Source organism: Streptomyces sp. NPDC002690, from assembly GCF_053592415.1.
Genome location: NZ_JBSFVR010000296.1, coordinates 1 through 9,438, shown reverse-complemented (window position 1 = coordinate 9,438; position 9,438 = coordinate 1). Strand labels below are relative to the sequence as shown.

The 9,438-nt window shown below is 72.4% G+C and carries 10 protein-coding genes; 6 read left to right on the top strand and 4 right to left on the bottom strand.

Annotation, left to right across the window (positions count from 1 at the left end):
• Positions 1 to 155 precede the first annotated feature (155 nt).
• Positions 156 to 1,907, bottom strand: a complete 1,752-nt coding sequence (locus ACWD3D_RS27930; RefSeq protein WP_451463552.1) for an acetyl/propionyl/methylcrotonyl-CoA carboxylase subunit alpha — start codon at positions 1,905 to 1,907, stop codon at positions 156 to 158.
• A 364-nt stretch (positions 1,908 to 2,271) separates the two neighbouring features.
• On the opposite strand from ACWD3D_RS27930, the gene ACWD3D_RS27925 reads away from it, so the two are divergent.
• Entirely contained in the window at positions 2,272 to 2,724 is a 453-nt protein-coding gene (locus ACWD3D_RS27925; RefSeq protein WP_451463551.1) for a hypothetical protein, read from the top strand.
• On the opposite strand, the gene ACWD3D_RS27920 is transcribed toward ACWD3D_RS27925, so the two are convergent.
• Positions 2,705 to 3,316, bottom strand: coding sequence for a nucleoside triphosphate pyrophosphatase (locus ACWD3D_RS27920; protein ID WP_451463550.1), 612 nt, complete (start codon positions 3,314 to 3,316; stop codon positions 2,705 to 2,707). The genes ACWD3D_RS27925 and ACWD3D_RS27920 overlap by 20 nt on opposite strands.
• Before the next feature lie 349 nt (positions 3,317 to 3,665).
• Positions 3,666 to 4,169 carry a MarR family winged helix-turn-helix transcriptional regulator gene (locus tag ACWD3D_RS27915; RefSeq protein WP_451463549.1) on the bottom strand — a complete coding sequence of 168 codons (504 nt, stop codon included), beginning with the start codon at positions 4,167 to 4,169 and terminating at the stop codon, positions 3,666 to 3,668.
• A gap of 115 nt (positions 4,170 to 4,284) precedes the next feature.
• Between ACWD3D_RS27915 and ACWD3D_RS27910 the strand changes: the two genes are divergently transcribed.
• The 5 genes from ACWD3D_RS27910 (at position 4,285) to ACWD3D_RS27890 (ending at position 9,060) form a co-directional block, all read left to right on the top strand.
• Positions 4,285 to 5,781, top strand: a complete 1,497-nt coding sequence (locus ACWD3D_RS27910) for an MFS transporter (protein WP_451463548.1) — start codon at positions 4,285 to 4,287, stop codon at positions 5,779 to 5,781.
• A 279-nt stretch (positions 5,782 to 6,060) separates the two neighbouring features.
• The gene (locus tag ACWD3D_RS27905; RefSeq protein ID WP_451463547.1) at positions 6,061 to 6,474 is read left to right on the top strand and encodes a GntR family transcriptional regulator; all 414 of its coding nucleotides are present in this window, start codon (positions 6,061 to 6,063) and stop codon (positions 6,472 to 6,474) included.
• Positions 6,449 to 7,345 (top strand): ABC transporter ATP-binding protein, encoded by an 897-nt coding sequence (locus ACWD3D_RS27900; RefSeq protein WP_451463546.1) that lies wholly within the window; start codon positions 6,449 to 6,451, stop codon positions 7,343 to 7,345. The genes ACWD3D_RS27905 and ACWD3D_RS27900 overlap by 26 nt, the downstream gene beginning before the upstream one ends.
• Entirely contained in the window at positions 7,342 to 8,265 is a 924-nt protein-coding gene (locus tag ACWD3D_RS27895; RefSeq protein WP_451463545.1) for a hypothetical protein, read from the top strand. Before ACWD3D_RS27900 ends, ACWD3D_RS27895 begins: the two co-directional genes overlap by 4 nt.
• 99 nt (positions 8,266 to 8,364) lie before the next feature.
• A complete protein-coding gene (locus ACWD3D_RS27890; protein ID WP_451463544.1) occupies positions 8,365 to 9,060 on the top strand; it encodes an HAAS signaling domain-containing protein in 696 nt (231 codons plus the stop codon).
• Between the two features lie 16 nt (positions 9,061 to 9,076).
• Here ACWD3D_RS27890 and mmpB read toward each other — a convergent pair whose 3' ends face one another.
• Positions 9,077 to 9,205 (bottom strand): morphogenic membrane protein MmpB, encoded by a 129-nt coding sequence (mmpB, locus tag ACWD3D_RS27885; protein WP_328719717.1) that lies wholly within the window; start codon positions 9,203 to 9,205, stop codon positions 9,077 to 9,079.
• Positions 9,206 to 9,438: the final 233 nt, after the last annotated feature.

Below are 9,438 nucleotides of genomic sequence, written 5' to 3'. Positions count from 1 at the left end.
AGCTGGGCGAACGCCGTTCGTTCTACACACCCGTCACGCTGGTCACCCTGTCCGACAGGTCGCACGTGGCCTACGCGGAGTCCGCGCATTCCTACGCGGTGGGCGTACGGACCGGGCGGGGCCTGTCGGTCTTTGCCGGGCGCCGACGGAGTGCGTCAGCTCTTGATCTCGCAGATCGCGGCACCGGACGAGAGCGAGCTGCCGACCTCGGCGGTCAGGCCCTTGATCGTGCCGGAGCGGTGCGCGTTGAGGGGCTGCTCCATCTTCATGGCCTCCAGGACGACGATGAGGTCGCCCTCCTTGACCTCCTGGCCCTCTTCCACGGCCACCTTGACGATGGTGCCCTGCATGGGAGAGGCGAGGGTGTCGCCCGAGGCCGCGGAGCCGGCCTTCTTCGCCGCGCGGCGCTTCGGCTTCGCACCGGCGGCCAGGCCCGTACGGGCGAGGCTCATGCCGAGCGACGAGGGGAGCGAGACCTCCAGACGACGGCCGCCGACCTCGACGACGACGATCTCCCGGTTGCCCTCGTCCTCGTCCGACTCGGCGGGCGTGGTGAAGGGCTTGATCTCGTTGACGAACTCGGTCTCGATCCAGCGGGTGTGGATGCGGAACGGGTCCGAGGTGAACGCCGGGTCCACCACCACCGCGCGGTGGAACGGGATGGCCGTGGCCATGCCCTCGACGGTGAACTCGCCGAGCGCGCGGGCGGCGCGCTGGAGTGCCTGCTCACGGGTGGCGCCGGTGACGATCAGCTTGGCCAGGAGCGAGTCCCAGGCGGGGCCGATGACGCTGCCGGACTCGACACCGGCGTCGAGCCGGACACCGGGGCCGGTCGGGGCGCTGAAGGTGGTGACGGTGCCCGGGGCGGGCAGGAAGCCCCGGCCCGGGTCCTCGCCGTTGATGCGGAACTCGAAGGAGTGACCGCGCACCGCCGGGTCGCCGTACCCCAGCTCCTCGCCGTCGGCGATCCGGAACATCTCGCGGACCAGGTCGAGGCCGGTGACCTCCTCGGTGACCGGGTGCTCCACCTGGAGACGGGTGTTGACCTCCAGGAAGGAGATCGTGCCGTCCGTGCCGACGAGGAACTCGACCGTGCCGGCGCCGACGTAGCCGGCCTCCTTCAGGATCGCCTTCGACGCGGCGTACAGCTGGGCGTTCTGCTCCTCGGAGAGGAAGGGGGCCGGGGCCTCCTCGACCAGCTTCTGGTGGCGGCGCTGGAGCGAGCAGTCGCGGGTGGAGACGACGACGACGTTGCCGTGCTGGTCGGCGAGGCACTGGGTCTCGACGTGGCGCGGCTTGTCGAGGTAACGCTCGACGAAGCACTCGCCCCGGCCGAACGCCGCGACGGCCTCACGGACGGCGGAGTCGTACAGCTCCGGGACCTCTTCGAGGGTGCGGGCGACCTTCAGGCCGCGTCCGCCACCGCCGAAGGCGGCCTTGATCGCGATGGGCAGACCGTGCTCCCGCGCGAACGCCACGACCTCGTCGGAGCCGGAGACCGGGTCCGGGGTGCCGGCGACGAGCGGGGCACCGGCGCGCTGCGCGATGTGCCGGGCGGCGACCTTGTCGCCGAGGTCGCGGATCGCCTGCGGCGGCGGGCCGATCCAGGTCAGCCCGGCGTCCAGCACCGCCTGCGCGAACTCCGCGTTCTCGGACAGGAATCCGTACCCCGGGTGGATCGCGTCGGCGCCCGAGTCGGCCGCGGCGCGCAGCACCTTGGCGATGTCCAGATAGCTGGTCGCCGGGGTGTCACCGCCCAGAGCGAACGCCTCGTCGGCCGCGCGGACGTGCAGAGCGTCCCGGTCCGGATCGGCGTAGACGGCGACGCTGGCGATCCCGGCGTCCCGGCAGGCCCGAGCGACGCGGACAGCGATTTCGCCACGGTTGGCGATGAGCACCTTGCGCACGATGACTCCCTCCTAGGAACAAGCTGAGTTTAGGGACTACCAACACGGCCGTACGACCCGTCCCCATGGGTGAGCTTGCCCACACGGAGCGTGATTCCGAGGCTTCCGGAGTCGCAAAATCCCTTGTCGGACCACGGTACGCCGCGATCCTCAACCGCACAGTAGCCACGAGGTGTGGTCCAGGTCTCTGTCCGTAGGCGCAACGACCGGTGGCTTTTCTTTGTCGGGTCCCCACGAACGGGTGATGATTTTCCTTGCCGCGCGGCCGATCTCCGCCCGGCGCGCGCGAGCCCTTGTCCAGACGATTACCCGTTAGTAAGGTCCGCGGTGTCGGTTGTAACTATGGGTAACAGGGGGTGGCGCCATGGTGCGCAGACCGGTGGCCGTCGTGACCGCGCTCGTTCTCCTCGCCGAGGCCGTGGGCGTGGCGATCGTGAACACGATCCTCGCCACGGTGGCGGACAGGCAGAACATGTCGCTGGCCGGCCTGGAACCCGGGGCCATGAGCACCGGCGCCTGGGTGATGGGCGGCGTCTCGGCCGCGCTGCTGGTGGCCGTCGCCCTCGTCGCGCTGATCGCCGCGGTGCGCGACCGCGCTCCGGGCCGGGTGGGCCGGTTCGCGCTGATCCTCGCCGCCGTCACGCACGGTGTGCTGGGCGCCCTGGCGGTGGGCCTGGTCGGCTGGTACGCCTTCGCCTGCCTGATGGCCGCGCTGGCCCTGCTCGTCGGCACCCTGATCGGGTACGGCCCCGGGCGCCGGGACCCCGAAGCGGGAGCAACCCCGGCGCCGCCGGTGGTCAGTCCCACAACTCCGTGACGGAGACGCCCAGTTCACCGAGGAGTCGGCGAAGCAGCGGCAACGAGAGCCCGATCACGTTGGAGTGGTCGCCCTCGATGGAGTCGATGAACGGGCCGGAGAGGCCGTCCAGGGTGAACGCCCCCGCGACGTGGATCGGTTCGCCGGTGGCGACGTAGGCGGCGATCTCGGCGTCGGTGGGCTCACCGAAGCGGACGACCGTGGACGCGGTCGCGGACGCGGTGCGCCCGCTCGCCGTGTCGATCACGCTGTGGCCGGTACGCAGCACCCCGGCGCGGCCCCGCATCGCCTGCCAGCGGGCGGTGGCCTCCTCGGCGTCGGCGGGCTTGCCCAGCGCCTCACCGTCCAGGTCGAGCACCGAATCGCACCCCACCACCAGGGCGTCGGCCGCCTGCGGGAGCGCTGCCACGGCGGTGGCCTTCGCCCGCGCCAGGACCAGCGCCAGCTCGCCGGGGGTCGGTGCCGAGAGCGCGTCCTCGTCCACCCCGCTGACGATCTTCTCGGGGGCGAAGCCCGCCTGCCGCAGCAGGCCGAGACGGGCGGGGGAGGCGGAGGCGAGAACGAGCCGGCGCTGAGCAGTCATGCGGGCCATCGTAGGTCGCCTCCCGGTCCGGGCCGCCCGGGTTCCCGGCGCCGACGACTCCGTACGGCGGGCGCGGGGTGCCGGGGCTGTTGGCGCTGCCCGCGACCGGGGCTGCTCGCGTTGCCCGCGACCGGGGCTGCTCGCGTTGCCCGCGACCGCGCTGCCCGCGACCAGGGCTCCTCGCGCTGCCTTCGACCGGGGCTCGCGGAGGCGGCGCGACGGTGAGGTGCGGCCGGGGCTCGCGGAGGCGGCGTGGCGGTGAGGGCGCGGGCGGGCGGCGGGGTGAGCCGGTCAGGGGGTTCCGGTCGTCAGAGGTTCCGGTCGTCAGGGGGGTTCCGGTCGTCGGGGAGTCCGGTAGTCAGGGGTGCGGGCGGGTGGGGCGCGTGTCCTGATCGGCCAAGTGGCCGTCCATGGTGGTGTTCAGGTCCGCCATGAACGCTTCGACCTGTGCCAGGAACCGGGGCGGGTAATGCGACATCGTGGCGTCGAGGCGTCGGGCGAGCGGGCCGAAGAACTCGTCCGCCCTCTCCTGGACGTGTGCTCCGCTGCGCAGGGTGACGACGCGCCGGTCGGAGTGCTCGCGGGCACGGGTGATGTGCCCCGCCGATTCGAGGCGGTTCAGAAGTGCGGTGGTGGCGCCGGTGGAGAGGGGGATGCGCTCGCTCAGCCGCGCGGGTGACAGCGGAGTGCCGCGCTCCTCGGCGGCGGCGATCTCCAGGACCGCGGTGGCGTCGGTGGAGTGCAGGCCCAGCCAGGCGGCGAAGCGCCGGCTGAGCTCGGCGTAGTGACCGCCGTAGTTCCTCAGCGATTCCATCAGCCGCTCACGCTGCTCCGCGACGCCGTCGCCCACGGCTTCCTCCATGCCGACCCCTCCACCCTTCTCCCCAGCCGTGCGATCCGCACGACCGCTCCGCTTTGACAACCTACCGTCACCACTTTACCTTCATGATGGAATTACTTCACCATGGAGGTATCTTGTGCGCGAACCGTCCCCCGCCCCTGACAGGGCGACCGAGCCCTACCGATGGCTGATCCTGGCGGTGATGATCGTCGCGGAGATCATGGATCTTCTGGACGCCTCGATCGTCAACGTCGCCGGACCGGACCTGGAGAAGTCGCTCGGCGCCGGTTCCGTCGGACTCCAATGGGTGATCGGCGGCTACGCCCTCACCCTGGGTGCCGGGCTCGTGCTCGGCGGCCGGCTCGGCGACCGCTACGGCCGGCGCCGGATGTTCCTGATCGGACTCGCGGCCTTCACCGCGTGCTCCCTGCTGTGCGCGGTCGCGCCGGACATCGGGTCGCTGATCGCCTTCCGGCTGTCGCAGGGCGCCGCGGGAGCCGTACTGCTGCCCCAGGGTCTGGGCCTGCTGCGGGAGAACTTCTCCGGTCCCGAGCTCACCAAGGTCTTCGCGATCTTCGGACCCGTCCTCGGCCTGGGCGGCATCATCGGTCCCGTCCTGGGCGGCTTCCTCATCGAGGGCGACTTCTTCGGCCTCGGCTGGCGGTCGGTGTTCCTGATCAACCTGCCCATCGGCATCGTGGCGCTGATCGTCGCCGCGAAGTTCGTGCCCAGGAAGGCGGGCGACCGCACGGTTCGGGTCGACACGGCCGGCGCCGCACTGGTCGTGATCGCCTGCGCCCTGCTGGTGCTGCCGCTCAACCAGGGCCAGGAGGAGGGCTGGCCGCTGTGGACGTGGGTGTCCATGGCCGCCTCGGTGGTCGGATTCGCCCTCTTCGCCCTTCAGCAGCGCCGTACCGCCGCCGTCGGCCGCGAGCCGCTGGTGACACCGAGCCTGCTGCGCAAACCGGCCTTCACCGTGGGACTCGGCGGCATCGCCCTGTTCTTCGGCGGGCTGATCGGCACCCAGCTCGTACTGACCCTGTTCCTCCAGATCGGCCGGCATTTCACCGCCGGTGAGGCGGGACTGGGCAATCTGCCCCTCGCGGTGGGGACCGCGATCGGCGGCGCCGTCAGTGGCGCGTTCCTCGCCGACAGGATCGGCCGCAAGGTGCTGCAGATCGGACCGCTGGTCCAGTTGGCCGGCGCCGCCGTGCTCTGGTCCGAGCTCGACGGCCTGGACGCCGCCTCGTTCTCGATCCGGGAGATCGTTCCCGGCGTGGCGGTGGCAGGCGTCGGTGCCGGCATGGTGATCGCCGCCCTGTTCAGCTTCATCCTGGCCGCGGTCGACGACGACGAGATCGGATCCGCCTCCGGTGTCCTGTCGGCGGTCCAGGCGATCGGCGGCTCCATCGGCGTCGCGGTCTTCGGTTCGGTGTTCTTCGCCCGGGCCGAGACCGGTGACTTCACCGGCGGCTTCCGCCGCGCGCTGATCGTCCAGGCGTGCCTGCTGGTGGCCTTCCTCGCGAGCACCTTCCTGCTGCCCAGGAAGGGCCGTCCCGAAGAGGAGCAGCACGGCGTCACCCCCGGGGCGACGGCCGACGGTTCCGGTCCCGAGCGGCAGCTCGCCGGCTGAGGCCCGGCCGGGCGACACGTGCGGCGGCCCCGGCCGGTCCGAACGGACCGTGCGCCGGGGCCGCCGCGCGATGCGGGACAAGGTGAGGAAGCCCGATCGCCGACCGCCCGTGCGCCGTTCGTGCGCACGTGTCTCCCCGCGTCCGTCCGTTTGTCCGGCCCCTTCGTGCCCGCCCGGTCGGTGATCACCCGTGAGAGTGAGGCCCCCATGTGCCTTGACGTGCTGAGAGAGCTCAATGCATCATTGAACTAGTTCATTGGTTCTACGGAAGGTGAGGCCATGGGGTTCGCCTTCCGTATCGATCGGCGCAGTGGTGTCCCGAACTACGTCCAGATCATCCAGCAGGTCCAGCAGGCGCTACGGCTCGGTCTGCTGAAGCCGGGTGACCGGCTGCCCACCGCGCGGGCCGTGGTGGAGGCGACCGCGCTCAACCCCAACACCGTGCTCAAGGCGTACCGCGAGCTGGAGTCCCAGGGGCTGGTCGAGACCCGGCGCAGACACGGGACCTTCGTGACCGGCACCCTCGGCGCGTCCTCGGCCGACTCGCCCTGGCGGGCGGGGCTCGCGGACGTGGCCGCCAGGGCCGTCGCCGAGGGCGCCGAACGCGACGACCTCGCCGCCCTGTTCAACGACGTACTGGACGACCTCTACCTCCCGAAGGAATCCGATGACGTTCCCCACCAGCGGCCCTGACGCGGCGCTCGCCGCCCACGGGGTCACCCAGAAATACGGGCGCAGGGGCCGGCACGTCCTCGACCGCTGCACCTTCGACGTCCCCGCAGGGGTCGTGTCCGCGCTCGTGGGTCCCAACGGATCGGGAAAGACGACCCTGTTGGAGCTGGCAGCCGGTATGCGGCGACCCGCGTCCGGGACGGTCGAGGTCCTGGGCGGACCGCCGGGAGCCGGGCATCCCCGGGTCGCCTACCTGGCCCAACACCGCCCGCTTTTCACCGGGTTCACGGTCGGCGAGATGTTGCGCCTGGGCGCCCGGACCAACGGGTCCAACTGGGACGCCGAGTTGGCCGGGCGGATCGCCCGGCCGCTGCGCGACGACCGGGTCGGCGCCCTGTCCGGCGGCCAGCGCACCCGCCTGGCCCTGGCCCTCGCCCTCGGCAAGCGGGCCGACCTGCTGCTGCTGGACGAACCGATGGCCGACCTCGACGTGCTGGCGCGGCAGGAGTTGATGGGGCTGCTCATGGCGCACGTCGCCGACACCGGCACCACCGTGGTGATGTCCTCGCACATCATTTCCGAGCTGGCCGACGTCTGCGACCACCTGCTCCTGCTCGACCGGGGCGCGGTCCGGCTCTGCGGCGACATCGACGAACTGACCGCGTCCCACGCCGTGGTCGCCGTGACCGGCGGCCCCGACCGCCTCGGCGGCCACACCGTCGTGGAGTCCCGCCCGGCCGGACGCGGCACCAGCGCGCTCATCCGCCCCGCAGGGCCGCTGCCTGCCGCCTGGGACGCACGGACCCCCTCACTGGAGGAACTGGTCCTCGCCCATCTCACCCCCGCCGCCCCGGGTCACCCGGCCGCCCTCAGCAAGGAAGACGCCGCATGAGCGCCCCCGCCGCCCCGCCCGCCCCGCCCGCCGTGCCCGCCCGGGCCGAACAACGCGGTCTGCCGCTCGTGCTCATCGCCGTACGGCAGTACCGGTGGGTCGCGCTCGCCCTCCTGCTGCCGGCCGCGTGGGTCTGCGCCGCGATCCTGTACCACTACGGCAGTTGGGCCGACGCCATAGCCCTGCGCGACCATGTCGGGGGCCAGGCCTACCACTTCGGGCGCTACGCGGACGACGCCCACCGGGTGACCGGGCAGCTCGTGAACGACGGCTCGTCCCTCGCCCTCCGGCCCGCGCTGCTCGCCGCGCTCGTCACCGCCGTCCTGACCGCGCGGGAGTGGGAGACCCGCCGGGTCGTCCTCGCGCTGACCCAGTCGGTCACGCCCCGGCGGTGGTTCACCGTCCGCTGGGCGGTCCAGGCGGCGTTCCTCGCGGCGGTGACCGTCCCCGCGGTGGCGCTGTACCGGATCAGCGCCGTGCACGGCTTCCGCCTCGGCCTGCTCACCTACGGCGCCGAACGGCAGAACGCGTACTACACGATCGGCCCGGTGACCGTCGCCCACGTCCTCCTCGGCGTCGCGGCCGGCGCGCTGTGCGGGACGCTCCTGCGCCGCACCCTGCCGGCCCTGGTCGCCGCGCCGGTCCTCACCTGGCTGGTGGCCGGAGCGCTGGTCCGCTCCCGGGCCGTGCTGCTGGTCGACTTCCCGCTGTTCTCCGAGGTCCACGGGTTCCACGCCGGCGGAGTCGTCGGACTCCAGTTCTACGACGCCCTGCCCCAGGACAGCTACCTCATGAACGCCCTCGAACCCGGCGACTACTGGGGCTTCCAGATCGCCTCCAGCGTGCTGGTGCTCGCCGCAGCGGCCCTGCTCACCGCCGCCGCGCTCCGCGTACTGCGCCACCGCACCGCCCCGTACTGACCGTCGCGGACTCCTGCCCCCGGTGTGCCGGTGACCCGTCCGCGTTTCCCCGCCGTCGCTCCGCGGTCCTCCGCTCGCTCCTCAGAGAAAGAAGCAGCAATGACGACTCACCCCACCGACCACCGGGACACCGACGGTCAGGAGGTGCGCGGCTACCTGGACGCCGTCGAGCGGGCCGTCGCGGACCTCCCGGCCCGTCGGCGCAAGGAGGTCGTCGGAGGCGTCGCCGAGCGCGTCGCGGTGGCCCTCGCCGAGCGCCCCGGGCAGCTCGCGCACGTCCTGGTCGAACTCGGCACCCCGGAGCAGGTCGGCGCGGTCGCCGTGGACGCGTACCGGGCGGATGCGCGGACCCCCTGGTGGAGCAGCCCCGGTCTGATCGTGTGGGGTCTGGCGGCGGGCAGCCTGGTGAGCGTCCTCGGACGGCTCCCGTCCGACGACGGGATTTCGGAGGTCTTCGCTCTCCCGGTCTTCTTCCTGACCTTCGGGTGCTGCGTCGCGCTGTGCCTGTCCCCGTGGTGGAGCCGGTCCCGCAGGTGTGCCGCCCTCGCCTGGCTCCTGGTGCCGAACCTGTTCCTCAGTCTCGCGATGGGGGCCACCGACAGCCAAGCCGTCCGGATCACGCTGAGCATCGTCTCGGTCGCCGTGCGCGCCGGAGCGCTCTGGTGGATGTGGAACGGCCGGACCACCCCCGAGCCCGACCGTCACCGCTTCCCGCGCTGGGCCAAGGTGCTGAGCTGGATCGCCGTGGGCGTCGTGGCCGCGGGCGAGACCGTCCTGTGGGCCGTCACGCTGTAAGCGCGAGGCCGACGCCTCAGCGCAGGCCGACCACGATCATCCCGACCACCATGGCCAGGGCGAGGAGGAACCCCGCGCGCCGCAGCATCTCCTGGGCGTCGCGCAGTTCCTTCGGCGGGCGGTTGTCGGGGTCGGACCAGAGCATGCGTCCGATCCTGCTCCGCCCGCCGCCCCCCTGCCTGAGTACGGGTACTCAACCACCCGTACGCGGGACACCGGTCACCCTCGGCCACGGGCTCTCAGGCGGGCCAGTAGGTGCGGGCCCACGCCGTCGGCCCCGGCGCGGCCCGCGTGGCGCGGGCGATCCGCGCCGGGTCGGACCACTGCGCGGGCGGCTCCCGGACCCGTACCACGCACGGGGGCGGCGCCCGCCCGCAC

Excerpts from the sequence above, each read along its gene's own strand:
- ACWD3D_RS27925 (WP_451463551.1), top strand. The coding sequence starts at position 2,272 with ATGGTGCGCAGACCGGTGGCCGTCGTGACCGCGCTCGTTCTCCTCGCC.
- ACWD3D_RS27920 (WP_451463550.1), bottom strand. The coding sequence starts at position 3,316 with ATGGCCCGCATGACTGCTCAGCGCCGGCTCGTTCTCGCCTCCGCCTCC.
- ACWD3D_RS27915 (WP_451463549.1), bottom strand. The coding sequence starts at position 4,169 with ATGGAGGAAGCCGTGGGCGACGGCGTCGCGGAGCAGCGTGAGCGGCTG.
- ACWD3D_RS27905 (WP_451463547.1), top strand. The coding sequence starts at position 6,061 with ATGGGGTTCGCCTTCCGTATCGATCGGCGCAGTGGTGTCCCGAACTAC.
- ACWD3D_RS27900 (WP_451463546.1), top strand. The coding sequence starts at position 6,449 with ATGACGTTCCCCACCAGCGGCCCTGACGCGGCGCTCGCCGCCCACGGG.
- ACWD3D_RS27895 (WP_451463545.1), top strand. The coding sequence starts at position 7,342 with ATGAGCGCCCCCGCCGCCCCGCCCGCCCCGCCCGCCGTGCCCGCCCGG.
- ACWD3D_RS27890 (WP_451463544.1), top strand. The coding sequence starts at position 8,365 with ATGACGACTCACCCCACCGACCACCGGGACACCGACGGTCAGGAGGTG.
- mmpB (WP_328719717.1), bottom strand. The coding sequence starts at position 9,205 with ATGCTCTGGTCCGACCCCGACAACCGCCCGCCGAAGGAACTGCGCGAC.